Source organism: Pseudomonas sp. S2_A10, from assembly GCF_054668465.1.
The window spans coordinates 1,197,859-1,222,656 of sequence record NZ_CP162773.1 but is presented as its reverse complement, the minus strand read 5'-3'; the positions used below and the strand labels follow the sequence as shown (position 1 = coordinate 1,222,656).

The 24,798-nt window shown below is 62.1% G+C and carries 27 protein-coding genes and 1 pseudogene; 15 read left to right on the top strand and 13 right to left on the bottom strand.

Annotated elements, in window-relative coordinates:
- Positions 1-13 precede the first annotated feature (13 nt).
- The gene (locus tag AB4N41_RS05620; protein ID WP_252876980.1) at positions 14-4,300 is read right to left on the bottom strand and encodes a DEAD/DEAH box helicase; all 4,287 of its coding nucleotides are present in this window, start codon (positions 4,298-4,300) and stop codon (positions 14-16) included.
- Positions 4,301-4,576: 276 nt separating this feature from the next.
- Between AB4N41_RS05620 and AB4N41_RS05615 the strand changes: the two genes are divergently transcribed.
- Complete coding sequence (locus AB4N41_RS05615) at positions 4,577-5,461, top strand: sugar nucleotide-binding protein (RefSeq protein ID WP_041477681.1); 885 nt, start codon at positions 4,577-4,579, stop codon at positions 5,459-5,461.
- A complete protein-coding gene (locus tag AB4N41_RS05610) occupies positions 5,454-6,386 on the top strand; it encodes an NAD-dependent epimerase/dehydratase family protein (protein WP_095181937.1) in 933 nt (310 codons plus the stop codon). Before AB4N41_RS05615 ends, AB4N41_RS05610 begins: the two co-directional genes overlap by 8 nt.
- Positions 6,387-6,744: 358 nt before the next feature.
- Here AB4N41_RS05610 and AB4N41_RS05605 read toward each other — a convergent pair whose 3' ends face one another.
- From AB4N41_RS05605 to AB4N41_RS05565, 9 genes and pseudogenes are all read right to left on the bottom strand, one after another.
- Positions 6,745-7,443 carry an OmpW/AlkL family protein gene (locus tag AB4N41_RS05605; RefSeq protein ID WP_150638354.1) on the bottom strand — a complete coding sequence of 233 codons (699 nt, stop codon included), beginning with the start codon at positions 7,441-7,443 and terminating at the stop codon, positions 6,745-6,747.
- Positions 7,444-7,663: 220 nt separating this feature from the next.
- A complete protein-coding gene (locus AB4N41_RS05600) occupies positions 7,664-8,182 on the bottom strand; it encodes a DUF3299 domain-containing protein (RefSeq protein WP_460138360.1) in 519 nt (172 codons plus the stop codon).
- A gap of 11 nt (positions 8,183-8,193) precedes the next feature.
- A complete protein-coding gene (locus tag AB4N41_RS05595) occupies positions 8,194-9,459 on the bottom strand; it encodes an ABC transporter permease (RefSeq protein ID WP_056790749.1) in 1,266 nt (421 codons plus the stop codon).
- 1 nt (position 9,460) lies between these two features.
- The gene (locus tag AB4N41_RS05590; protein WP_056790807.1) at positions 9,461-10,171 is read right to left on the bottom strand and encodes an ABC transporter ATP-binding protein; all 711 of its coding nucleotides are present in this window, start codon (positions 10,169-10,171) and stop codon (positions 9,461-9,463) included.
- Between the two features lie 137 nt (positions 10,172-10,308).
- A complete protein-coding gene (locus AB4N41_RS05585) occupies positions 10,309-10,902 on the bottom strand; it encodes a DUF2796 domain-containing protein (RefSeq protein ID WP_056790744.1) in 594 nt (197 codons plus the stop codon).
- Between the two features lie 155 nt (positions 10,903-11,057).
- Positions 11,058-11,624, bottom strand: coding sequence for a hypothetical protein (locus AB4N41_RS05580; protein WP_024014498.1), 567 nt, complete (start codon positions 11,622-11,624; stop codon positions 11,058-11,060).
- A complete protein-coding gene (locus AB4N41_RS05575) occupies positions 11,621-12,568 on the bottom strand; it encodes a CHAP domain-containing protein (RefSeq protein WP_460138359.1) in 948 nt (315 codons plus the stop codon). Before AB4N41_RS05575 ends, AB4N41_RS05580 begins: the two co-directional genes overlap by 4 nt.
- A complete protein-coding gene (locus AB4N41_RS05570; protein ID WP_224787298.1) occupies positions 12,565-12,903 on the bottom strand; it encodes a hypothetical protein in 339 nt (112 codons plus the stop codon). The genes AB4N41_RS05575 and AB4N41_RS05570 overlap by 4 nt, the downstream gene beginning before the upstream one ends.
- A gap of 63 nt (positions 12,904-12,966) precedes the next feature.
- Positions 12,967-13,092, bottom strand: a pseudogene (locus AB4N41_RS05565) (PAAR domain-containing protein); the annotation flags it as partial.
- 189 nt (positions 13,093-13,281) lie between these two features.
- Here AB4N41_RS05565 and AB4N41_RS05560 point away from each other — a divergent pair.
- The gene (locus tag AB4N41_RS05560; protein WP_150742336.1) at positions 13,282-13,641 is read left to right on the top strand and encodes a hypothetical protein; all 360 of its coding nucleotides are present in this window, start codon (positions 13,282-13,284) and stop codon (positions 13,639-13,641) included.
- 4 nt (positions 13,642-13,645) lie between these two features.
- On the opposite strand, the gene trxA is transcribed toward AB4N41_RS05560, so the two are convergent.
- The 3 genes from trxA to AB4N41_RS05545 all read right to left on the bottom strand — a co-directional run bounded on the left by trxA (position 13,646) and on the right by AB4N41_RS05545 (position 15,815).
- Positions 13,646-14,518 carry a thioredoxin gene (trxA, locus tag AB4N41_RS05555; RefSeq protein ID WP_323621173.1) on the bottom strand — a complete coding sequence of 291 codons (873 nt, stop codon included), beginning with the start codon at positions 14,516-14,518 and terminating at the stop codon, positions 13,646-13,648.
- A 182-nt stretch (positions 14,519-14,700) separates the two neighbouring features.
- Positions 14,701-15,354, bottom strand: a complete 654-nt coding sequence (locus AB4N41_RS05550) for a class I SAM-dependent methyltransferase (protein WP_460138358.1) — start codon at positions 15,352-15,354, stop codon at positions 14,701-14,703.
- A complete protein-coding gene (locus AB4N41_RS05545; protein WP_024014493.1) occupies positions 15,351-15,815 on the bottom strand; it encodes a YbaY family lipoprotein in 465 nt (154 codons plus the stop codon). The genes AB4N41_RS05550 and AB4N41_RS05545 overlap by 4 nt, the downstream gene beginning before the upstream one ends.
- A gap of 128 nt (positions 15,816-15,943) precedes the next feature.
- On the opposite strand from AB4N41_RS05545, the gene nrdR reads away from it, so the two are divergent.
- The 12 genes from nrdR to AB4N41_RS05485 all read left to right on the top strand — a co-directional run bounded on the left by nrdR (position 15,944) and on the right by AB4N41_RS05485 (position 24,758).
- On the top strand, positions 15,944-16,408 hold the full coding sequence (gene nrdR / locus AB4N41_RS05540) for a transcriptional regulator NrdR (RefSeq protein WP_007910946.1): 465 nt from the start codon (positions 15,944-15,946) through the stop codon (positions 16,406-16,408).
- Positions 16,405-17,538 (top strand): bifunctional diaminohydroxyphosphoribosylaminopyrimidine deaminase/5-amino-6-(5-phosphoribosylamino)uracil reductase RibD, encoded by a 1,134-nt coding sequence (ribD, locus tag AB4N41_RS05535; RefSeq protein WP_252878975.1) that lies wholly within the window; start codon positions 16,405-16,407, stop codon positions 17,536-17,538. The genes nrdR and ribD overlap by 4 nt, the downstream gene beginning before the upstream one ends.
- 47 nt (positions 17,539-17,585) lie before the next feature.
- The gene (locus AB4N41_RS05530; protein WP_323621170.1) at positions 17,586-18,251 is read left to right on the top strand and encodes a riboflavin synthase; all 666 of its coding nucleotides are present in this window, start codon (positions 17,586-17,588) and stop codon (positions 18,249-18,251) included.
- Positions 18,252-18,267: 16 nt separating this feature from the next.
- Entirely contained in the window at positions 18,268-19,359 is a 1,092-nt protein-coding gene (gene ribBA / locus AB4N41_RS05525; RefSeq protein WP_039761895.1) for a bifunctional 3,4-dihydroxy-2-butanone-4-phosphate synthase/GTP cyclohydrolase II, read from the top strand.
- Between the two features lie 90 nt (positions 19,360-19,449).
- The gene (ribH, locus tag AB4N41_RS05520) at positions 19,450-19,926 is read left to right on the top strand and encodes a 6,7-dimethyl-8-ribityllumazine synthase (RefSeq protein ID WP_003228649.1); all 477 of its coding nucleotides are present in this window, start codon (positions 19,450-19,452) and stop codon (positions 19,924-19,926) included.
- Positions 19,923-20,423, top strand: coding sequence for a transcription antitermination factor NusB (nusB, locus tag AB4N41_RS05515; protein ID WP_252876974.1), 501 nt, complete (start codon positions 19,923-19,925; stop codon positions 20,421-20,423). Before ribH ends, nusB begins: the two co-directional genes overlap by 4 nt.
- A 27-nt stretch (positions 20,424-20,450) precedes the next feature.
- Positions 20,451-21,416 (top strand): thiamine-phosphate kinase, encoded by a 966-nt coding sequence (gene thiL / locus AB4N41_RS05510; RefSeq protein ID WP_095181927.1) that lies wholly within the window; start codon positions 20,451-20,453, stop codon positions 21,414-21,416.
- The gene (locus tag AB4N41_RS05505) at positions 21,413-21,916 is read left to right on the top strand and encodes a phosphatidylglycerophosphatase A family protein (protein WP_039761886.1); all 504 of its coding nucleotides are present in this window, start codon (positions 21,413-21,415) and stop codon (positions 21,914-21,916) included. The genes thiL and AB4N41_RS05505 overlap by 4 nt, the downstream gene beginning before the upstream one ends.
- Before the next feature lie 25 nt (positions 21,917-21,941).
- A complete protein-coding gene (locus AB4N41_RS05500) occupies positions 21,942-22,679 on the top strand; it encodes a substrate-binding periplasmic protein (protein ID WP_256810209.1) in 738 nt (245 codons plus the stop codon).
- 245 nt (positions 22,680-22,924) lie between these two features.
- Entirely contained in the window at positions 22,925-23,542 is a 618-nt protein-coding gene (ribA, locus tag AB4N41_RS05495) for a GTP cyclohydrolase II (RefSeq protein ID WP_041477692.1), read from the top strand.
- Positions 23,539-23,958: a hypothetical protein gene (locus tag AB4N41_RS05490; RefSeq protein ID WP_041477693.1), complete on the top strand. Its 420-nt coding sequence runs from the start codon at positions 23,539-23,541 to the stop codon at positions 23,956-23,958. Before ribA ends, AB4N41_RS05490 begins: the two co-directional genes overlap by 4 nt.
- A complete protein-coding gene (locus AB4N41_RS05485) occupies positions 23,958-24,758 on the top strand; it encodes a cobalamin-binding protein (protein ID WP_252876971.1) in 801 nt (266 codons plus the stop codon). The genes AB4N41_RS05490 and AB4N41_RS05485 overlap by 1 nt, the downstream gene beginning before the upstream one ends.
- Positions 24,759-24,798: the final 40 nt, after the last annotated feature.

Sequence of the window (24,798 nt, the reverse complement as noted above, 5' to 3'; positions counted from 1 at the left end):
GGTGCGAACACTCTCAATGCCGGATCAGCTTGGCATGCAGTTGTCCCATGGCTATCGGATCCAGCTCTACCCAAACCTGCTGCTTGCCGGCAATCACCGCGGCCACCGGCACGCCATCGCGATACACCAGCCGATTGCTCACCAGCGCCGGTACTTTCGCTCCCGGCAACAACGTCCCGGCCAGATTCAATGGATCAACCCCACACACCGCCACCAGGCTGCCGTCCTGCGGGCGGCGGCGTACTTCGCGCAGCAAGGGAATGGCTTCGGGCAAGGCAAACTGCTCGCCAGCCAGACCACTGACAAACCGCCCGCCACGAATCTCGCCCCGCGCCTCCAGACGATGAAAGGTGCGCAGCAATTCCCGCCAGCTCGGCAGCCAGTCCGCTTCGCGTTCGAGCAAGCGCCAGAACACCACGCCGTAGCGGCGCAGCAGGGTCATGGCGACGTGTTCGAGTGTCTCGGCGGCATCGGCTGACGAACCCCGGCGCAGCAATGCCCAGCGCCCGGCATCGTCCATGCCGCCGATAAACGCGCCGCGCCCGCGTCGGCTACTGCGCTGCTGGCGCTTGCTTGCCGGCGTGATCAGCGCGCGCAGGCCGGCGAAGCTGTCGGCGTTCACCAAACCTGCGGCGACCAGTTCCTGCAAGGCGATTTCCAGTTCGCTGCGCAGCAGGCGCGCTTCATGAATCAACTCATCGAAAAACAGCGCGCCATGCTGACTCAGCGCCTCAAAGACTTTCTGTGTTTTCGGCGATAACTCGCTCACTGGCGTCTGCTCAGCCAACGCACTCCACAAACCCACCTGACTGCGCGGCAGCAGCACAATCGGTGTACTGCGCAATGCCGAGCCGCTGACTTTCTGCCGCGCGCTGATGCGCGTCCACACCAGTTTGCCGTTGCGGCACAGTTCATCCAGCCAGCTCGGCGAATAGTCCTTGAGGCGTGCCGGCAGGATGTCGCTGTCCCACGCCGAAGCTGCCGCCGGGTAGCCTTCGAACTGGCCGACAATCGCCGGCAGCACCGCACTGCCCTGACCTTGGGTGGCCGGCGTCAGATGCTGCCAGTCGAACAGAAAACGCATGAAGTCCTGCAATGCCACCGGTTCGATTTCCCGGCGCAGGCGCTTGACCGTGTAGCGATGGATGCGCGCCAGCAGATGGCGTTCGCACCATTCTTCAATCGCGCTGTTCGGCGTGAACTGGCCGCGCAAGACGTAGCCTTCACGCTCCAGTCGGGCGAGGGCCTGACTCACTTGCGCGGCGGGCAGGGCCAGCGGCTCGGCGATGGCCGGCAACGGGATCGGCCCAAAGGCACCGAGGCGGGCGCGGATCACTTCGACCAGCGCCTCATCGAATGTCCATGCTTCGTCGAACCCGGGCAGCGCGACTGCTTCAGTCAGCAGCGTGGCTTGTGGATAAAGTGCCTGCAGGCAACTCAAGCGTTCGCGAGCCAGCCACAACTGATGCTCGGCGTCGATCTGCAACCGGCAGGCGCGGCCGCTGGCCATCAGCGTTTGCAGCCAGTCCGGCCAACCCGCGTTGGCGCGCGCTTCGGCGTCACTGATGCAGGCAAGGCTCATCAGCGCTTCGTGCATTTCATCCATGGAGTTGGGCGACGGCCAGGCTTCTTCGCGCACTGCGGTGATCGCATCGGCATCGAGCGCGCCGAGATCATCGGTCGATTGCGGATCGCTCCAGCGTCGATTAATCACCGCTTGCGTGCGGCGTTCCTCCAGCGGCGCGTCGTCGAGAAACGTGTAGGGTCGGGCGCTGAGAATTTCTGCCGCCAGCGGCGACGGCGCAGGTAAATCCCGGGCGATCAGGCGCACCTCGCCACGCTCCATGCGCCGCAGCAGGGTCAGCCAGCCTTCGCTGTCCATCGCTTCGTGCAGGCAATCGTCGAGGGTCTGTTCCACCAGCGGATGTTCGGGGACTTCACGCTCGCCGGCGAGGTTTTCCAGGCAGGCGATCTGGTCGGGAAACACACTGGCGATCAGGTCTTCGCTTTTCATCCGTTGCAGTTGCGGAGCGACTTTGCGCCCGCCGGTGAAGCGCGGCAACGCCAGCGCCACCCCGGCATTCCAGCGCCAGCGCACGCCAAACAAGGGCGCATCGAGCACGGCTTGAATAAGGGTGTGTTCGGCGCTGTTGCTGTGCAGGTAACGCCAGACTTCGTCGAGCTCGAAGCTGTGACTGGTGGACAGCGACAGCACGATCGCGTCTTCGCTGGCGGCGGCCTGCAACTCGAAGTTGAAGGTGCGGCAGAAACGCTTGCGCAGGGCCAGGCCCCAGGCGCGGTTGATGCGACTGCCGAATGGCGTGTGAATGATCAGTTGGGTGCCGCCGGACTCGTCGAAAAACCGCTCCATCAACAGCGTGTCCTGCGAGGGCAGGGCGCCGAGGGTTTGCCGCGCGCGAGCCAGATATTCGACCAGTTGCTCGGCGCTGGCGAGGTTGAGGCCGAGTGTGGTGGTCAGCCAGTCGAGCGCCGGTTGCAGATTCCCGGGCCTGGCGCTGAGCAATTCGTCCAACTGCGCTTGCAGGCGCGCGACGGCCGCCGACAGTTCATCACTGCGCCCCGGCGCTTCGCCGAGCCAGAACGGAATGGTCGGCGGCATGCCCTGCGCATCCTCGACCCGCACCTTGCCGCTCTCTACCCGCAGAATGCGATACGAGGTATTGCCGAGCTGGAACACATCGCCGGCGATACTTTCCACGGCGAAATCTTCGTTGACGCTGCCGATGTTCAAGCCCTGGGGTTCTAGCAATACGCTGTAGTCGGCGTTGTCCGGGATGGTGCCGCCACTGGTCACGGCGGTCAGTTGCGCGCCACGCCGGCTACGTAATGTGCGGCTGACGGCGTCGCGGTGCAGGTAGGCGCTGCGGATGCCCTGACGGCCGTTGTAACCCTCGGCGAGCATGCTCAGCAGGGCCTGATAGTGTTTTTCGTCGAGATCGCGATAGGGCCAGGCTCGGCGGAACATCGCCAGCAACGCGTCCTCCGACCATTCCTGGCAACTGACCTCGGCAATGATCTGCTGCGCCAGCACATCCAGCGGTTTTTCCGGAATGTGCAGCGTATCCAGCTCGCCCCGGCGCACGCAGTCGAGCAGGGCGGCGCACTCGATCAGGTCGTCGCGGGTGGTGGCGAACAAACGACCTTTGGGCGTGCCGCCGACCTGGTGTCCGGAGCGACCGACTCGTTGCAGAAACGCAGCAATCGAACGCGGTGAACTGATCTGGCAGACCAGGTCGACTTCACCGATATCGATGCCCAGCTCCAGTGATGCAGTGGCGATCAGCACTTGCAGCTCGCCGCGTTTGAGGCGCTGTTCCGCATCGAGGCGAAACTCTTTGGCCAGGCTGCCGTGGTGCGCCGCCACGGCCTGCTTGCCGAGGCGCTCGCTCAGATGCCGGCTAAGGCGTTCGGCAAGGCGTCGGGTGTTGACGAAAATCAGCGTGGTGCGATGCTCGCGGGCGAGTTCGGCGAGGCGCTCGTACACCAGTTCCCAGACATCGTTGGCCATCACTGCAGACAACGGCACCGGCGGCACTTCGATACCCAGGTCTCGTGGGCGGGCGTGGCCAATGTCGACGATTTCGCAGGGGCAATCGTGACCGACCAGAAACCGCGCCACGGCTTCTACCGGCTTCTGCGTGGCGGACAGGCCGATGCGGGTCAGCGGTTCGGCGCACAACGCTTGCAGCCGTTCAAGGCTCAAGGACAGATGACTGCCGCGCTTGCCGGCGGCCATGGCGTGGATTTCGTCAATGATCACCGTGCGCGTGGTGCCGAGCATCTTGCGCCCGGATTCCGAGCCAAGCAGCACGTACAGCGATTCCGGGGTGGTCACCAGAATATGCGGCGCGCTCTTGCGCATGGCGGCGCGGTCTTTTTGCGGCGTGTCGCCAGTGCGTACGGCGGTAGTGATGGTCAGCTCCGGCAGGCCCATCTCGTGCAATTGCGCGGTAATGCCGGCGAGCGGATTCTGCAGGTTGATCTGGATGTCGTTGGACAGTGCCTTCAACGGCGAGACATAGACCACCAGGGTTTCGGCGGGCAGACCGTCAGGATGCTCCAGCCCTCGGTGGACGAGCTCATCGAGCACGGCGAGGAACGCGGTCAGGGTTTTCCCCGAGCCAGTGGGCGCGGCGATCAGCGTCGACCGGCGCTGGCGAATCAACGGCCACGCACGGGCCTGAGCGGCGGTGACCGCCGGGAAAGTCTTGTTGAACCAGGCGCTGACGGCGGGGTGAAAACCGGCCAGCGCGCTGTTGGCGGGGAGGGGCAGATTCATGACTGGAGTTATGCGGGCGGGGGCGGGAAGATGCAAGTACCGTTCGGAGCCCTTCGCGAGCAGGCTCGCTCCCACCCTGGAATGCGGTCCCCTGTGGGAGCGAGCCTGCTCGCGAAGGGGCCGGCCAGGACGGCGCAAATTCGCGGATCTACACTTTACGGATGACGGTTGCGCACTAAACCCGCAAAATGCAACGATTCCGGCAATTATCGACGACGGTTCCACAAGAACCGTCGCTAAAGCCATCGTTCCAATCAGACTGGGCCTGCTGACTCTATGCGAATGCGCCTTATGTTACTGGGCGGCGGAAATGCCCTTGGGCAGGCGCTGATTCGCCTCGGTGCGGAAGAAGACATCGGTTTCCTCGCCCCCCGCCCGCCCGAAAACGGCTGGGATGCCGCGAGCCTCACCCAACTGCTCGACGACACCCGTCCCGATGCGTTGATCAACCTCGCCTACTATTTCGACTGGTTCCAGGCCGAGAGCGTCAGCGAAAGCCGCATGACCGGCCAGGAACGCGCCATCGAGCGTCTGGCCGAACTGTGCCAGCACCACAACATTGTCCTCGTGCAGCCGTCGAGCTATCGCGTGTTCGACGGCTCGCGGGCCACGGCCTACAGCGAAAAAGACGAACCGGTGCCGCTGGGCCTGCGCGGTCAGGCCTTGTGGCGCATCGAGCAAAGTGTGCGCGCGACCTGCCCGCAACATGTACTGCTGCGTTTCGGCTGGCTGCTCGACGACAGCCCGGACGGCACCCTCGGACGCTTCCTCGCCCGCGCGGAAAAACCCGAAGAGTTGCTGCTGGCCGATGATCGGCGCGGCAATCCGACTCCGGTCGATGACGCCGCGCGAGTGATCATCTCCGTGCTCAAGCAACTCGACTGCGCCGCGCCGCTGTGGGGCACTTACCATTACGCCGGCCACGAAGCGACCACCCCGCTGGCGCTGGGCCAGGCGATTCTCACCGAAGCACGCAGCCTGCATCCGCTGGCGATCGAAGCACCGACTGCGCAGGCCCACGCCGCGCGCCCGGACGCCGCCGAAGAGCCGCAACACGCAGTGCTGGCCTGCAAGAAAATTCTCCACACTTTCGGGATCAAACCGCGCGCCTGGCGTGCCGCACTCCCGGGTCTACTGGACAGGTTCTACCGACATGGCTGAAGCAACGGTTTTAATCACTGGCGGAGCCGGCTTCATCGGCTCGCACCTGACCGATGCCTTGCTCGCCAAGGGCTATGCGGTACGCGTGCTCGACGACCTGTCGACCGGCAAGCGCAGCAACCTGCCGCTGGACAATCCCAAGGTTGAACTGGTGGTCGGCGATGTCGCCGATGCCGCCCTGGTCGCCCGCGCCATACAAGGTTGCAACGCTGTCGCGCATCTGGCGGCGGTGGCCTCGGTGCAGGCCTCGGTGGACGATCCGGTGAAAACCCATCAGAGCAATTTCATCGGCACCCTGAATGTCTGCGAAGCCATGCGCCTGGCCGGGGTCAAGCGTGTGGTGTACGCCTCCAGCGCGGCGGTGTACGGCAACAATGGCGAGGGCGAGTCGATTGATGAAGACACGCCGAAGGCGCCGCTGACACCCTATGCCTCGGACAAACTGGCCGGTGAGCAGTACTTCGATTTCTACCGTCGCCAGCATGGTCTGGAGCCGGCGATTTTCCGCTTCTTCAACATCTTCGGCCCCCGCCAGGATCCGTCCTCGCCGTATTCCGGGGTGATCAGCATCTTCAGCGAACGTGCGTCGAAAGGTTTGCCGATCACCGTATTTGGCGATGGCGAGCAGACCCGCGATTTTCTTTATGTCGGTGATCTGGTCGATTTGCTGGTGCAGGCGCTGGAAAAGCCTGAAGTGCAGGAGGGCGCGGTCAATGTTGGCTGGAATCAGGCGATGAGCCTGAAGCAGATGCTCGAAGCGTTGAAATCAGTGGTCGGTGAACTGCCGCCCGTGAGCTACGGGCCGGCGCGTTCGGGTGATATCCGCCATTCGCGGGCTGACAACCGACGCTTGCTGCAGCGCTTTGAAATGCCGCCGCAGACGCCGATGAGTGTGGGCCTGGCGCGCTTGCTCGGGCGCTCCTGAGAAGCCCCTCACCCTAGCCCTCTCCCAGGGGGAGAGGGAACTGACTGAGGTGTTTGTGAGAAGTACGCCGACTTGCGATACCCAGTCGAACTCAGGTTTTAAACAACACACAAATCGGCTCCCTCTCCCCCGGGAGAGGGCTGGGGTGAGGGGCCCGGGCCTCCAACGCCCCACATGACTCAGCACCAAATGAAAAAGGCGCCCTGCAACAGGCGCCTTTTTCACGGCCGGAATATCGCTATTCCTGTGGCGAGGGAATGTTATTCCCCGATCGACTGCGTACGGTCGTCGTCAGGTCTGTGCCTGCCCGCCACCAAGCCTCATTCACCACCACGTGAACGTTCAGTAAAAAATCGACTTAGAACTTATAGCCCAAACCGACCATGTAGATGAACGGATCGACATCCACATTCACCCGTGCACGGGTGCCCGGTGCGACGGCGTTGTTCTCGACGGTCGCGCGGGTATCGATATCGATATAGCGCACCTGGGCGTTGAGCATGATGTTGTCGGTGATCATGTAGTCGGCGCCGACCTGCCAGGCCAGGCCCCAGGAGTTTTTCGCCTTGAAGTTGCTGAAGCCGTTGGCGCTGGCTTCGCTGCCGACGTGTTCGTCGTAGATCCAGGTGTAGTTGATGCCACCGCCGACATACGGCTGGAAAGCCGATTTCGAATCCAGCGGGTAGTAGACGACGCTGAGGGTCGGCGGCAGGTGTTTCAGGGTGCCGAGCTTGCCGTTGGCGGCGGGCAGGGCGGTGCCCTTGAGCTTGACGTCATGCTCGAACGGCGTGGCTGCCAGCAGCTCAATACCGATGTTGTTGGTGAGCATGTAAGCGAAGTTCAGACCCAGCTGGGTGTCGCTGCTCATGGTCGCCTTGCCGCCCAGATCAGTGCCGCTCAGCGGACCCTGATCGACCTTGACGCTGGAACTGTCGGCCTTCGGGTTGACGGTGATCGCGCCAGCGCGCACGAGAATGTCACCGGCTTCGTGGGCATGGGCGAGCGGGGCTGCGAGCGCTAGGGCAAACAGCGAGGCGCTGAGCAAGGACTTGTTCATGGGGGCTCCGAAAGGACATAAAAATTCGATGTCCTAGGGTACGAAGCCGTCTGATACGGTGTTTTGACTCAGCTCAATGAAACAGTGAAGGGGCGGGTTTCTGTGAAACCTTTGAGGGTCTATTCGCGAGCAGGCTCGCTCCCACCTTGAAATGTGATCACCTGTGGGAGCGAGCCTGCTCGCGAAGACGATAGACCGGCCAATACAAAACTACCGGGAATTACTCCGGCAGTTCATACGCATAAATCTTCTCCGCCTCCATCTGATACCCGGCATCGGCCAGCTCACTGCTCGAGGCTTTCACCTGCAACGGTCCTTCGACCCAGTACGGCTGATACAGCTCATCAAGCTTCACGCCCAGTTCGCTTTTCACGTGGACGATCTGGTTCGACGGCGGTGGCGGGACGTGGATGCAGGCGCCGAAATATGGCACCAGCAAGAAGTCCGTGGTGCGCCCCTCTTCGCTGACTTCCAGCGGCACGATGTAACCCGGCAGGCGAATGTTCTGCCCGTCGAGGCTTTTCACTACCGGAGCGTTGGGTATGTCCTGCTTGGCCGCCGGCGCGGACTCGGCAGAGAGTGCGTCGCCCATCTTCGACAGGTCGTGCAGCGGGGTCATGTTCGGCACTTCCGGCGCGGCGTCCGGCGGGATCATTTCCGACCAGGTCAGGTCTCTCGGCGCCGCCGCCCACACGGGCAGGGCGACCAGCATCAGCAGCGCAAGCAGGGCGCGGGGCATGGTGAACATCCTCATAAACGGATCGACAGGCCATCGGCCAATGATTGGCGATACGCGCGCCAGGCCGGCACGCTGCCCATCAGCAGCGCGGCCGCCAGAATGCCACCGAGCAGCGTCCATTCATACTCGCTCGGCCATGCCAGCGGCAGGTATAAACCGTAATTGGCCTGCACGTACCCTTGCGCAGCGGCGATGCCGACGTACAGCAATGCCAGTCCGGCGATGACTCCAGTCAGCGCCAACGCAAAGGCTTCCAGCACCAGCAGGCTTGCGATGTGCCACGGCCGCGCCCCCACCGAACGCAGAATCGCCATCTCGCGGCGACGTTCGTTGAGGCTGGTGAGAATCGCCGTGAGCATGCCGATCAACCCGGTCAGCACAACGAACAGCGAGACCACGAACAAGGCTTTCTCGGCCGTACTCATCAGGCTCCACAATTCCTGCAAGGCCACGCCCGGCAGGATCGCCAGCATCGGTTCGCCACGGTATTCGTTGATCTCGCGCTGCAAGGCGAAGGTGGAAATCTTGCTGTTGAGGCCGAGCATGAACGCGGTGATCGCTTGTGGCGTCAGGTCCATATTGCGCGCCTGATCAGCGCTGATCCTGCCGTTGCCGCGCGCCGGCACGCCGTTGTGCCAGTCGATGTGGATCGCCTCCATGCCGCCGAGGCTGATGTGCAGCGTGCGGTCCACCGGGGTGCCGGTGCGCTGGAGGATGCCGACCACGGTGAAGGGTTTGTCGTCGTGCTTGACCAGGCTGATCGCCGCCACGCCGTGGGCCAGTACCAGTTTGTCGCCGAGCTTGTAGTGCAGCGCTTCGGCGACTTCGGCACCGAGCACCACTTCGAAAGGATCGGTGGCAAACGCGCGACCGTCGGCCAGCGCCAGGTGTTGCTGGCGCCCGTACTGGTAGTGCTGGAAATAGGCTTCGGTGGTGCCCATCACGCGATAGCCGCGATGGGAATCGCCTAGGGACATGGGGATTGCCCACTTCACTTTCGGGTTGTTGGCGAAGTGTTCAAAGCTGTCCCAACGGATGTTGTTGGTAGCGTTGCCGATGCGGAACACCGAATACAGCAGCAGGTTTACCGACCCCGAACGAGCGCCGACGATGAGGTCAGTGCCGCTGATGGTGCTGGCGAAACTGGCCTTGGCTTCGGTGCGCACGCGCTCGACGGCGAGCAGCAGGCACACCGACAGGGCAATGGCAAAGGCGGTGAGCAATGCGGTGAAACGGCGGTTGGCCAGGCTGGCCATGGCCAGACGAAACAGATACATCTCAGACCTCGGCGGACGTGGCGGCGCGATTGAGATCGGCCAGGGACAGATGACGGTCGAACAGCGGCGCCAGGCTCTGGTCATGGCTGACGAACAACAGACTCGATCCGGCCTCGCGGCACTCGGCAAACAGCAGGCGAATGAAGTTTTCGCGGGCGTCGTAATCCAGCGCCGAGGTCGGTTCGTCGGCGATCACCAGCTCCGGTTGGCCGATCAATGCGCGTGCGGCGGCGACCCGTTGTTGCTGGCCGATCGACAGCGAGTCGGCGCGGCGGCTGAGGATGCTTTCGTCTTTCAGACCCAAGTGCGCGAGCAACGTGGCGGCGGCTTGATCGACGCTGCCGTGGCGCTGTTTCGCCCGTTGCGCACGCAGTTTTGAAAAATGACACGGCAACTCAACGTTCTCGCGCACCGAGAGAAACGGCAGCAGGTTGAATTGCTGGAAAATGTAGCCAGTGTGATCGACACGAAACGTATCGCGCTTGCCGGCAGAAAGCTCGGTCAGCTCCTGGCCGAGCAGGCGAATGCTGCCGCGATTGGGCTTCTGCACCCCGCCAAGCAGGCCGAGCAGGGTGGTCTTGCCGCTGCCGCTGGGGCCTTTGAGAAACAGGGTTTCGCCGGCTTCCAGACGAAACGCCGGGATGTCCAGCAGCGGCGGGTGACCGGGCCAGTTGAAGCCAAGGTCGGAAAGTTCGATGAGTGCTTGGGTCATGGCACCGATTTTCATGAAGTGAACACAACCCTGTGGGAGCGAGCCTGCTCGCGAAAGCGCTGGGTCAGACACCCACCTGTCAGCTGACACGCCGCCTTCGCGAGCAGGCTCGCTCCCACAGGGGATTTCGGTGGATCCTAGAATTTCAGCGCAGCTGACTTGGCCGTCACTTCGGTACCTTGCTGGCCGGTCGCGCTGATCAGTTGTACCTGAATCTTCTGCGTCGCCGGGAAGGTCTTGAAGATGTTCGTCAGGTTCAGCGTGCTCAGCGCGCCCGGTGTGGCGCAGCTGAATTGGTAATGCGCATGGATTTCGCTGTGGTCGTGGTGATGCTCGTGACCGTCCTTGTCCGCTTCATCTTCGTCGTGATCGTCGGCGTCCGGCTTGTCGCCGAACAGCGGGCTTTCCAGTTCCTGGCTGACCACCTTGCAGCCGGCCGCAGCGGGCAGGCTGAACAGGGCCAATGGTTTTTCCAGCTGCGCACGAGCGGCAGCGACTTTGGCCTTGTCGGCATCCGACGTCGCGGCGTGTTCAAAACCCACCAGATTCATCGCCGGGCTTTCCAGCTCAAGCTCCAGGGTCTGACCGTCGAGCGCGGCATTCAGACGACCCACACCATGCTCATGGGCGCCGAGGCTGCCGTGCTCATGATCGTGATCGTGCTCATCCACCGCATGAGCAGCGGCCAGCGGCAACAGGGCAAACGGCAAAGCGAGCAGCAAACGACGCATGACGGACTCCGAGAAAAATGAAAAGTTTGTTATGTAATCTTATAACGAAAGTGCGCAGAGTGTGCCCGTGCGCTTGAGATTGCGCAAGACATGGCTAAGCACCGCCCGGGATGAGTTCGCGGGCGGTGCTGGGATTGGATGTCATGCTTGCAGAATCAGAAGCCTGCGCCGGGATAGTCGAACCAATAGTGTCCCGAAAGGACATCGTTGATCAGATTTGCGTCGAGCACGCTCGGGGCATCGCGACTGAAACGCTGTCGCCAAGCCGGAAGCCACCAGTAGTTGATGGCTGTTCCGCGCGGAAATACCACCAGAGTCAGCACCTCCTTATCCATTTTGCCCTGCGTGTAGAGTTGATGACTGCGATCCATCAGGGCCATGTACTGGTCGATTGGCAGTCTGAACATAAGTGCCATGGTGAAGATTTTTTCACTCTGACTGAACGCCGGACTCTGCAGTACCCGCAATGCTTCGCAAGTGTGTGAATTCGGTTGACTCGCTATGCTCTGGCCTTCGGGGGTTGAAAGTATGTCGAAACGATCATCCATGTCTCGCCAGTCGGTCCGGCTATTGCGCTCAAAGTAATCACGAATAACAAGGGTCAGTGGACCTGCAGTTTCCCCGTCAGCGGGACAAGCCGAAAGATCGGCAGGCAACCAGATGCGCCATGCCACGATGAGCAAAAACGGAATTATGAGGAGGAGCGAATAAGGGCGTTTCATTGTGGCGTGCTGTGTTTGTAGCGTCGGAAAATAGTGAAGTCATGGTCACTGGGATTTGCATTACCGGTCGCATGGCGAAAACCTGCGTCGTTAACTTCAACTTTTTCCCACCCTGCAGAAATGCATACGCCCTTCGTTAGAACGAAGCCGACATGGCCGCTGGCGTCGGAATAATTCATTGCGTAAGCGCCGACGTCCCCGGGCAACGGCGTGCGCTCGACTTTCCAGCTGTTGAGCAATCGTTGTCCATTCGCCCATTCACCCGCGAGCGGAGGACTAACCTTGGAGAAATATGGCAGGTATTTCGATTTGCCATGTTCAATCAACGCCACGTTGACCCCAATTGCGGTCAGCACGTCGTAGACGAACAGATTGCATTTATTTGTGTTTGGTGGAAATTCCACGCTCTGCCTGAGCGTAGGGTGTGGCAGCGACTTTTTGCTTTTATTCCCTGCCCACTGTGTTGATCCCCGGTGTGACAGCGCCTCCATCAGTATCCTGCGCGGCATGTCCTGAATGACGACTTTCACCGTTCGGGTTTCATTTGTACGTTTCACACCATATTCGACTTCGTAGAACGCGTCGTTCGAGACAGCGCCGCTGGTCGTTAGCGGGACTTTTACCCACGGTGATATCGCTACGATCGAAAGAGACTTCCCTGGATTCAACGTAGCAGTGTGCATACCTTTTTTTGTACCGGAGTTCCCCACAATCTGAATCGTCACTTCGTGGGTGTCTCGGGTTTTGATCGACGGTAGTTCCTTGCCCGCGAGCGTTATAGCGATCTGGCCGTTTTTGGATATCAATGAATAAATGCGAGGCCTGTCATCGTTTTGAACGATGTTGTCATCTACGACCTGACCGTCGATAAGCAGCTGAAATTTTACGCCTGGCGGTGGCTGCATCAGAAAGTCTTTAAAGATGAGTTTGATTTCCGATTTCATGACAAATCCTGTGTCAGGGGCTCTTCATAGGCATAGAAAGTCCATTCGGAATCTTCCCCTACCAACAGGGTGTCGTAATCCGAAGCGTTTTTTACCGGGTGTTCGCAGCCTTCGCCTGTGAGGTTGCAAGTGCTGTCTTGTAAAACGGCAACCTTCGCCTTGTCCTTGAGTTTGTAAGCCAAACCTGGCTTTTCCGTGTCATTAAGGCGTTCGATGATGACCTGCAAGTAGCGATAAGAGGTCAGGGCAGCAATCGGTGGCCCCATGTCAATTGGAGCGGGCCGGCCAATTCCTGCGAAACCACTGTGTTGCTGAGTGAGCAGCTTATTGGTCATGGGCGGACAACCGCAGGCGACGTAGTCACCCTCTAGCGCAGCTGGTCCGGCAGGTAAAATCAGCGTTCTTTCACCCACTGCTACGATGGGGCCTTTGCCAGGCCCACAGACCGGACAACTGGCGAGTTGTCCAATGGAAGCGATTATTCTTCCTTCGATATTGAGGTTCTCATTTCCTTCAAGTATCACGCCACCTGTAGAGGTCGGGCCTCCTTTAGAGGCCAGTTTTCGTCCTGAAGAAATTGGGAATCCTTCCCGCAAAAAGAGATTAATTTAGCCGATTAACCGGGAATTACCAGATGTGTTTGGCGCCCTTTACTTGGCGTTGCACAAGTCCCATGGGAGCATGCAGGTCAGAAAAGTGCAGGAGCGAACTCGATGTTGCGGATACGCGGAACGGTCGGCGAGGTGCCGGTGGATTTGACGGTGGAGCTGGATGACAGCGATTGGGCGAGGCTGGGTTCGGCACTGAGCGGGCAGGCGCCGGTCGCGCAGTCTGAGGCAGTGGCGTCGGCCCCGGCGGCGAAGCCGGTGAATCAGGACGATGCGCTGTGGCAGGTGGCCAAAGACTTATTGCGCAACGCCGGGCAACTTAGCGGGCCGGATCTGCTCGATCAGCTGGAGGCGCTCACCGGCAGTGCGGCAGCGGGCAAGCGTTTGCTCGTGCGTCTGCGCCACAGTGCCGATGTGAAAGTGGCGAGCGGCGGGGATACGCCGCTCTATAGCTGGATCGGGTAAGGCCTTAATACAGCGCCGCAAACACTTTGCGACGGTAAGCCGTCACCAACGGATGATCATTGCCCAGCAGTTCGAACACCTGCAGCAAGGTCTTGTGCGGCAAGCCTTCGCCGTAGCTGCGGTTGCGGATGAATAGCTTCAGCAAGGCGTCCAGCGCCGCTTCGTATTGCTGGCGCGCCAGTTGCTGGATCGCCAGTTGGTACACCGCTTCATCATCCTGCGGATTTTGCGCCAGGCGGCTTTTCAGGTCGGCGGCGTCCGGCAGGTCGCGGGCGAGGCCGAGGAACTGGATCTGCGCCTTGGCCCCAGCGAGTGCGGCTTTGTGCTCATCGCTCTTGACCGCGTCGAGCACGGTTTGCGCTTCGCCCAGCTCGCCGCGTTCGGTCAGGCAGCGTGCGTAAAGGATCAGCGCCCTGGCGTTGGTATTGTCTTCATTGAGCAGGGTCACCAGCGCCGCTTCCGCCTCGGCGAAGTGACCGTCGTCGAACATCGCCTGAGCCTGTTCGAACGGGTCGGCAGCGGCCGGTGGCGGCATCTGCACATGCGGTTCGAGCAGGGCGCGCACGGCGGATTCCGGTTGTGCCCCGGCAAAGCCATCGACCGGCTGACCGTCCTTGAACAGCACCACGGTCGGCAGGCTGCGGATGCCGAAGCGGGCGACGATGTCCTGCTCGATGTCGCAGTTGACCTTGGCCAGCAGCAACTCGCCCTGATAGCTCTCGGCAATGCCTTGCAGCATCGGCATCAACGCCTTGCACGGCGCACACCATTCGGCCCAGAAATCCACCAGCACCGGTTTGTTGAAGGAGGCTTCGATCACCGACTGGTCGAAATCGGCAGTCGTGGCGTCGAAGATGTACGGCGTTTGCTCACTCATGGGGGATCTCGTCAAAGCGTGGATGGGGCAACTATAAGGCTTGGTGGGGGGTGGCCGGAAGCGGGGCGGGTCGAGAGGTGTGTTGCATGGGCGGACGCCTTCGCGAGCAGGCTCGCTCCCACAGGGGATTTATGAACGGCACAGATCCAGTGTGGGAGCGAGCCTGCTCGCGAAGCTTTTAGCTAGCGCCGTGCATGGTAGAGGCTGACATGTCTGAATTCTTCGGGCTCGGCCAGATCGGGGAGGGTCATCGCCTCCAGCATCTCGATCCGTTCATACAACGGATGCCGAAAATCCCGCACCCGTGAATCCGCCACCAGCGCCTCGCGTCCGCGACTGAGAAACGCGTCGAGCAGCGGCAAGTTCGCCCGGTCGTACAACACGTCGGCGACCAGGATCAGATCGAAGCGATCGGCCTCGGCAAAGAAGTCCATCGAGTAGCTCATCTGCACATTGTTGAGCTCGGCGTTCGCCTTGCACGCGGAAATCGCCAGCGGATCGAGATCGCAGGCCACCACTTCCAGCGCCCCGGCCTTCACCGCCGCGATCCCGGCAATCCCGGAGCCGGCGCCGAAATCCAGCACGCGCTTGCCGCGCACCCACTCTGGAAACCGTGCCAGATAACGCGCCACGGCCAAGCCGCTGGCCCAGCAAAAACTCCAATAGGGCGGTTCATGCAGGATGCGCTGGGTTTCTTCCTGGCTGAATTCGCGGGCCATGTTGTCGCCGTCGATCAACCACAGCTGCAAATCGGTGCCCGGCAACGCGCAGGCTTTCAGTCTGGCGTTGCCGAGCAACTCCCCCAAGGCCTGTTGCAGGTCGAGCGGTGCTGTCATGGCGCTTTGACGAATTGCAGCTGGCCCAACGCCTGAGTGGTCGGTTGGGTGATGGTCTGCGACGGTAGATGCAGGATCAGTTGCCCGGACTGGCTGGCGCGCCCGCGCAGCTCGACCCGTGCGCCGGCCGGAAACGCCTCGGGGTTGAACCGCAGGTGAAACGGCAGGATCTGGTTGTTGCCGATCAGGCTGGAACTGGCGAGCAGTTGCTGTGGGCGGTCCTTTTCATCGATCACCAGGAGCGCCAGTTCGACTTCGGCGCCGGCCGGCACCCCTTGCAGGCTGCCGCTCAATTCGCGCTGATGCGCCGGCAGCGGGCCGAGTTCGGCAGCCTCTTTGGCTTTTTTCTGCGCCTGCTGCGGCGCGGGGCCTGGGGTCGGCGGTTGCGGCTTGGGTGCGTCGCTGCCACAGGCCACCAGCAGGCTGAAAAGACTGAGCAGAACGAGCGGACGTAACGGCATTGGAGGCTCCGGCAGAATGAATTCCATGGATCAGACGATCATGCCGTTCTGTATACCGCAAAGCCTATGGCTTGTCTTGCCACGGGGATGCGCTACCATGGCCCTCCCATTTTTTGTTGCCAGCCACCATGCACTGTCCCTTCTGCGGTGCCAACGACACCAAGGTCATCGACTCGCGTCTGGTCGCCGAGGGCGAACAGGTGCGCCGCCGGCGTGAATGCCTGGCCTGCGGCGAACGATTCACGACGTTCGAGACGGCCGAACTGGTGTTGCCGCGCCTGATCAAAACCGACGGCAGCCGCCAACCGTTCGACGAAGAAAAACTCCGCGCCGGCATGCAACGCGCGCTGGAGAAACGTCCGGTCAGCGTCGAGCGCCTCGAATCCTCTCTGGTCCACATCAAGCACAAGCTGCGCGCCACCGGCGAGCGCGAGGTCAAGTCCCTCGTGGTCGGCGAACTGGTCATGGCCGAGCTGCAAAAGCTTGATGAAGTCGCCTACATCCGCTTCGCTTCGGTGTACAAGCGCTTCCAGGACCTCAATGAATTCCGCGAAGAGATCGACCGCCTCGCCCGCGAACCGGTGAAAGAATGACCACCGCCGCCGAGCAGGCGATCCTCGACGCGCATTTCATGGCGCGCGCGCTGGAACTGGCGCGCAAGGGCCACTACACCACCCATCCCAATCCGCGGGTCGGTTGCGTGGTGGTGCGTGACGGGCAGATTGTCGGCGAAGGCTGGCATGAGCGCGCCGGCGAACCCCATGCCGAAGTCCACGCCCTGCGCGCCGCCGGCGAGCAGGCCCGGGGCGCCACGGCGTATGTGACCCTCGAACCTTGCAGCCACCACGGGCGCACGCCGCCGTGTGCCGACGCCTTGGTGACCGCTGGCGTTGCCCGGGTCGTGGCGGCGATGCGTGATCCCAATCCACAAGTTGCCGGGCGCGGTTTGCAGCGCCTGGCCGAGGCCGGTATCGCCACTGAAAGTGGGGTGCTGGAAGCGGAAGCACGCAAGCTCAATCAAGGTTTTCTGAAACGCATGGAGTTCGGCTTGCCATTCGTGCGGGTCAAGTTGGCCATGAGCCTCGACGGGCGCACGGCGATGGAAAGCGGCGAGAGCCAATGGATCACCGGCCCGGCGGCGCGTTCGGCGGTGCAGCGTTTGCGCGCTGAGGCGGCGGTAGTGCTGACCGGCGCCGACACGGTGCTGGCCGATGGCGCACGCTTGACCGTGCGCGCGGACGAACTCGGTCTGGACAGTGAGCAAACTGCGCTGGCCATGAGCCGCCCGCCATTGCGCGTGTTGATCGATGGCCGCCTGCGAGTGCCGCTGGATGCGCCGTTCTTCAAGGCCGGGCCGGCGCTGGTCGCCACCTGTGTCGCGGTCGAGGAGCAATACGCCAATGGCCCGGAATGCCTGATCGTGCCGGGTGCCGACGGCCAGGTCGATCTGCATCAATTGCTCATCGAACTGGCCAATCGAGGCACCAACGAGGTGCTGGTCGAGGCCGGGCCGCGTCTGGCCGGTGCCTTTGCGCAATTGGGGTTGGTCGACGAATTCGTGATCTTCATTGCCGGCAAATTCCTCGGCTCCACGGCGCGTCCGCTGCTCGACTGGCCGCTGGCGCAGATGAAAGACGCGCCAGAGCTGAAAATCACTGAAATCCGCGCGGTGGGCGATGACTGGCGGGTCACTGCGATCCCTGTCCCTTCAGCCCGCGTATAATTCCCGGCCATTGCGTTAGCGCTGGCCTCGTTCTCAAGGAGAACCCCATGTTCACCGGCATCATCGAATCCATCGGCAGTATCCGCGCACTGACCCCAAAGGGCGGTGATGTGCGGGTGCACGTCGCAACCGGCAAGCTCGATCTGAGTGACGTCAAACTCGGCGACAGCATCGCGGTCAACGGCGTTTGCCTGACCGCCGTCGAGTTGCCGGGCGACGGCTTTGCCGCCGACGTCAGCCGCGAAACCCTTGATTGCACCGCCATGAATGACCTGAAAAGCGGCAGCCCGGTCAATCTGGAAAAAGCCCTGACCCCGACCACTCGCCTCGGCGGGCATCTGGTCAGCGGTCACGTCGATGGTGTCGGCGAAGTGGTCTCGCGCAGCGACAACGCCCGCGCCGTGGAATTTCGCATCCGTGCGCCGAAAGAGCTGGCCAAGTACATCGCCCATAAAGGCTCGATCACCGTCGACGGTACCAGCCTGACCGTGAACGAAGTCGATGGCGCCGAATTCATGCTGACGATCATTCCGCACACCCTCAGCGAAACCATCATGGCTTCTTACAAGCCGGGCCGCCGGGTGAACCTGGAGGTCGACTTGCTGGCGCGTTATCTGGAGCGTCTGCTGCTGGGTGACAAGGCTGCGGAAAAGACCGCCGGCAGCACCATCACCGAAAGCTTTCTGGCCCAAAACGGCTACCTCAAATCCTGACTGAAGGGGGTGCCTTGTGGCGCTCAATAGCATCGAAGAACTGGTTGAAGACATCCGCCAAGGCAAGATGGTCATCCTCATGGATGACGAAGACCGCGAGAACGAAGGCGACCTGATCATGGCCGCCGAATGCTGCCAGGCCGAACACATCAACTTCATGGCCAAGCACGCCCGTGGCCTGATCTGCATGCCGATGAGCCGTGAGCGCTGCGAACTGTTGAAGCTGCCGCTGATGGCGCCACGCAACGGTTCCGGTTTCGGCACCAAGTTCACCGTTTCGATCGAAGCCGCCGAAGGCGTGACCACCGGCATCTCCGCCGCCGATCGCGCGCGCACCGTGCAAGCGGCAGCCGCCAAAGACGCCAAGGCTGAAGACATCGTCAGCCCGGGTCACATTTTCCCGCTGATGGCCCAGGCCGGCGGCACCCTCGCTCGCGCCGGCCACACCGAAGCCGCTTGCGACCTGGCGCGCATGGCCGGTTTCGAGCCGAGCGGGGTGATCTGCGAAGTGATGAACGACGACGGCACCATGTCCCGTCGCGCTGAACTCGAAGCATTCGCCGCCGAACACAACATCAAGATCGGCACCATCGCCGACCTGATTCACTACCGGATGATCCACGAACGTACCGTTCAGCGGATTGCCGAGCAGCCGCTGGATAGCGAACTGGGCCAATTCAACCTGGTGACCTATCGTGATTCGGTGGAAGGCGACGTGCACATGGCCCTGACGCTGGGCACTGTCTGCGCTGAGGAGCCGACGCTGGTTCGCGTGCACAACATGGACCCGCTGCGCGACCTGCTGATGGTCAAGCAACCGGGCCGCTGGAGCCTGCGCGCCGCCATGGCTGCGGTCGCCGAGGCCGGCAGCGGTGTGGTGCTGCTGCTCGGTCACCCGCTTGATGGTGACGTGCTGCTGGCGCATATCCGTGAAACCGGCGAGCAGGCAGCGCCGAAAAAACCGACCACCTACAGCATTGTCGGGGCCGGTTCGCAGATCCTGCGTGACCTCGGCGTGCGCAAGATGCGCTTGATGTCGGCACCAATGAAGTTCAATGCGATATCCGGTTTCGATCTGGAAGTTGTAGAATACGTGCCCTCCGAATAATGACCGGCTGTTTCCGGACTCCAATTCGCGGCAAATAATCACTGAGGGGCGCGTAGCAGACGCGTCCCGGCTCTTTTAGAGAACTGACGAATGACCCTGAAGACCATCGAAGGTACCTTCATCGCCCCTAAAGGCCGCTACGCTCTGGTAGTGGGCCGCTTCAACAGCTTCGTGGTTGAAAGCCTGGTCAGCGGTGCCGTTGATGCCCTGGTTCGCCACGGCGTGAGCGAAAGCGACATCACCATCATCCGCGCACCGGGCGCCTTCGAAATCCCGCTGGTTGCGCAGAAAGTCGCCCAGAAAGGCGAGTTCGCAGCGATCATCGCCCTCGGCGCGGTCATTCGTGGCGGTACTCCGCACTTCGAATACGTGGCTGGCGAGTGCACCAAAGGCCTGGCCCAGGTTTCCATGGAATTCGGCGTACCGGTTGCGTTCGGCGTGCTGACCGTCGATTCCATCGAGCAAGCCATCGAACGTTCCGGCACCAAGGCCGGTAACAAAGGTGCCGAAGCTGCCCTGTCCGCTCTGGAAATGGTCAGCCTGCTGGCACAGTTGGAGGCCAAGTGATTAGCGACGAAAGCGATCGTTTCAACCCGCGCGATCCGAAACCTTCGGATGCCGGCAAGCCGTCGAAGAGCGCCAAGCGTCGCGAAGCCCGTCAGCTCGCGACCCAGGCGCTGTACCAGTGGCACATGGCCCGGCAATCGCTGAACGAGATCGAAGCGCAGTTTCGCGTTGATAACGATTTCACCGATGTCGACGGCGCCTACTTCCGTGAAATCCTTCACGGGGTTCCGCAGTTCAAGACCGAAATCGACACTGCCCTGACGCCTTGCCTGGATCTGGCGATCGAAGAGCTCGACCCGGTTGAACTGGCGGTTCTGCGCCTGTCGACCTGGGAACTGCTCAAGCGCGTCGACGTGCCGTACCGCGTTGTGATCAACGAAGGTATCGAACTGGCCAAGGTGTTCGGTTCGACCGACGGCCACAAGTTCGTCAACGGTGTGCTCGACAAGCTGGCCCCGCGCCTGCGTGAAGCTGAAGTGAAGGCGTTCAAGCGCTGATCGGCGCTTGAATACTTTTTCTCGGCCATGGGCGAGTTTGAGCTGATCCGCAATTTCTTCGCCGCCGCGCCTTGTGCGCAGGGCGGCGAAGGCGTTGCTCTGGGGATCGGCGACGACTGCGCCTTGCTGGCGGTTCCCGCAGGGGAACAGCTGGCGGTTTCCACCGATACGCTGGTGGCCGGTGTGCATTTCGCCGACCCCTGCGATCCGTTTCTGCTCGGTCAGCGCTCGCTGGCCGTCGCGGTCAGTGACCTGGCCGCCATGGGCGCCGCGCCCGTTGCCTTCACCCTTGCCCTGACCTTACCGACGGTAACCGCCGATTGGCTGCAAGCCTATGCCCGTGGTCTGAACCGCATGGCGCAAAGCTGCGGCGTCGCCCTGGTCGGCGGCGATACCACGCGCGGGCCGTTGAGCCTGACGGTCACCGTGTTCGGCCGCGTACCCGCTGGCCAGGCCTTGACCCGCAGCGGTGCGCAGGCCGGTGATCTGCTCTGCGTCGGCGGCGAACTGGGCAATGCGGCCGGCGCCTTGCCGCTGGTATTGGCTCAACGTGATGCCGAAGCGCATATCGCCCAGCCGCTGCTCGATCATTACTGGTCGCCACAACCGCAACTGGCGCTCGGTCAGGCCCTGCGCGGCAAGGCCACGGCGGCACTGGACATCTCCGACGGCCTGCTCGCCGATTGCGGGCATATCGCGCTGGCGTCGAAGGTGCGACTTGAGATTGAACGCGAGCGTGTACCGTTGTCGGATGCTTTAGTCGCGTTTCTCGGCCAGCGCGGTGCCGAGCGCGCGGCATTGAGCGGTGGTGATGATTACGTACTGGCCTTCACCTTGCCGTCCGCCGAGTTGCCGGCACTGCTGGCCGACGGCTGGCCGATCCATGTGATCGGGCAAGTGCTGCCGGGCCAGGGCGTGCTGCTGCTGGACCGCGACCGACGCGACATCACTCCGCAGATTCGCGGCTACCAACATTTTCAGGAGACACCGTGACAGATCACCCGAAACAGGTTCCTGCCGAATTCGTGCCTCCTTCGGTCTGGCGCAATCCGTGGCATTTCCTCGCGTTCGGCTTCGGCTCCGGCACGTTGCCAAAAGCCCCGGGCACGTGGGGTTCGCTGGTGGCGCTGCCGTTCATTCCGCTGTGGCAGATGCTGCCCGACTGGGGCTACTGGCTGATGCTCGGCATCACCATGCTGTTCGGCTTCTGGCTGTGCGGCAAAGTCGCTGACGATTTGCGCGTTCACGACCACGAAGGCATCGTCTGGGACGAAATGGTCGGCATGTGGATCACCCTGTGGCTGGTGCCGGAAGGCTGGTACTGGTTGCTCGCGGGTTTTCTGGTGTTCCGCTTCTTCGATATTCTCAAGCCGTGGCCGATCCGCTGGATCGACAAGCATGTGCATGGCGGCGTCGGCATCATGCTCGACGACGTGCTGGCCGGTGTGTTCGCCTGGCTGGCGATGCAAGGGCTGGTATGGGTATTCGCCTGATTCGACTCACGTGAGGAACCACGCAATGCTGCGACGCGGGTTGGCGCTGCTGCTTCTGGCTCTGCTGGGCACGTTCGCCCACGCGCAGGCCGCCGCGCCTGTGCCCGCGGTCATCCACCTGGCCAGCGAAGACTGGGAGGATTACACCGCCGCCGATGGTCACGGTCTGGCCTGGGACGTGTTGCGCAAAGTGTTCGAGCCGGCCGGGGTCAAGCTGGATATCCGCACGGTGCCGTACACCCGTTCGATCGGGTTGGTGCAGTTGAAGGAAGTCGACGCGCTGGTCGGCTCCTACCGCGACGAAGCCACGCAGGTGCTGTACCCGCAGTGGAAGTTCGATTCCGATCACATCTACGCGCTGGGCCTGGCCAGCAGCCCGCCGCCGACCCTGGCGACCCTGGGCAGATACCGTTTGGCCTGGGTGCGCGGCTACCGTTACGAAAACTACTTGCCGAACATCCAGCGCTTCAACCAGATCGAAAGGCGCACCGGCATTCTGCTGATGCTCAAGCAGGGCCGGGCGGATTACTACATCGATGCGCTGACCGAGATTGAAGCGGTCGTGCGCGATGCCGCAGATCCCGCGCAGTTTCGCTATTCGCATCTGGCTGAGTTGCCGCTGTTTCTCGGTTTCGCTGATACCCCGCAGGCTCGCGCGTTGATGGCGCTGTATGACCGGCGCATGGCGGAACTGGTCAAGAGCGGAGAGCTGAAGCCGGTCTTCGAGAGGTGGAAGCAGCCGTATCCGTTCAACCCGAACTGAAGCCCAACGCAAATCCCTGTAGGAGCTGCGGCACGCTGCGATCTTTTGATCTTGATATCAAGCCAGATCAAAAGATCGCAGCCTCGTTGCACTCGACAGCTCCTACAGGGAGCGGCGGTGCTGGCGGCAGCTGTCATCAAACTTTTTGATGTTTATGCCCGATAATTCAGCCTAAGCGTCTACAGGAACCTGCTGTTACAATGCCGGCCTGCGAATTTTCAGTCTTCTAGATCAGGAGCACATCGGTGCCTGTCGTCTTCGTCGCCGCTTCCAAGCTGCCAACGCCTTTTGCGCAATTCACCATGCACGGCTTTCTCGATGAGAGCACCGGGCGTGAGCACGTCGTGCTGAGCCTCGGTGAAATTGCCGATGGCGCCCCGGTACTCGGTCGCCTGCATTCCGAATGCCTGACCGGCGATGCCTTGTTCAGCCAGCGTTGTGACTGCGGCTCGCAACTGGAAGCCGCGTTGCAGGCGATCGCCCGCGAAGGCCGGGGCGTGCTGCTGTATCTGCGTCAGGAAGGGCGCGGCATCGGTCTGCTGAACAAGATCCGTGCCTACGAGTTGCAGGATGGCGGCGCTGACACCGTGGAAGCCAACGAGCGTCTGGGCTTTGCTGCCGATCAGCGCGACTACGCCATGTGCCTGCCGATGCTCGAACACTTGGGCGTGAAATCCCTGCGCTTGATGACCAACAACCCGCGCAAGGTCAAAGCGCTGACCGACATGGGCATCGTCGTCGCCGAACGCGTGCCGCTGCACACCGGCCACAATCCGCACAACAAACTCTACCTGGCGACCAAGGCCAGCAAGCTCGACCACATGATGGGCAACGAGCATCAGGGCGAGGCCGACCGCGCGTGACCCGCGGCCAGGTGCGGCGGCGGTTGGCGGTGGCCTGGTGGCAATACCTGGCGCTGGCGCTGTTGCCGCTGTTCGTGCTCAACGCGCTGTTCGGTGAAGGCCAGGGCCTGTTGCCAGTGCTGGCGATGCCCTTGTTCATCGCCGGCGTCGCCTCGATGTTTGTCAGCCTGAAGTATTTCGCCCGCTACAAACACGCCCTGATCGCCACGCAAAAAGCCCTCGATACCGCCGAAGAACCCGCCGCCTGGATTGCCCTTGCGGCGCGTCGGCGTACGGCGTTGCTGGTAGCGTCCCTGCCGGCCTGGATTGGCGCACTGGCGGTGTTCGTCGGCCTCGAAGCCGTGCCGTTGATGCTGCTGGCGCTGTCCACCGCCGTGCTGTTCTACCTCTACCGTATTCCGCGTCAACTCGGTTGATGCCTCGCCTGTGGCTGGCGGTTGTGCTGCTCGCCCTGAGCAGTCAGGTTCCGGCCGCATTGCGGGTGGTCAGCCTCGCGCCGTCGCTTTCCGAAATCGTCGTTGAACTGGACTCTGCCGACCTGTTGGTCGGCGTGCTGGATGCGGGCGAGCGGCCGCCGGCAATTGCCGATGTTGCGTCTGTGGGGCGCTACGGTCAGCTCGACATGGAGCGCTTGCTCAGCCTGAAGCCGGATTTGCTGCTGCTCTGGCCCGGCAGCGTCGGCGCCGGGCAGCGTGATCAGCTCAAACGTCTGAACATTCCAACCTTCGTCGCCGAGCCGCATACATTGGCGCAACTGGCGACGCAAATCGAAGCGATCAGTAAACAGCTGGGGCGTCCTGAACGTGGGGCGAAACGAGCGGCCGAATTGCGCGAGCAGCTGAATGATCTGCGCCAGCGTTATCGTCGTGATGTGCCGCTGCGGGTGTTTTATCAGGTCTGGGACAAGCCGCTGTACACCATCGGTGGCGGGCAGATCATCAGCGATGCGCTTGAGGTGTGCGGCGCGCGCAATGTCTTCGCCGAGCTGAATCTGCCGGCACCACAAGTGAGTATCGAGGCGGTATTGCAGCGTGATCCCGAGGTGATTGTCGCAGGTGATCAGGCCCAGCTAGGGGCGTGGAAGGCCTGGCCGCAGGTGGCGGCGGTCAGGCAGGGGAGACTGCTATTGGTCACTGACAAAGGCCTGGAACGGCCCAGTGGTCAGATGATCAGTGCGACCGCCAAACTCTGCCAATTGATCGCGCCGGATCGGTAGACCGCATCGCCTGTATTCGCGAGCAGGCTCGCTCCCACAC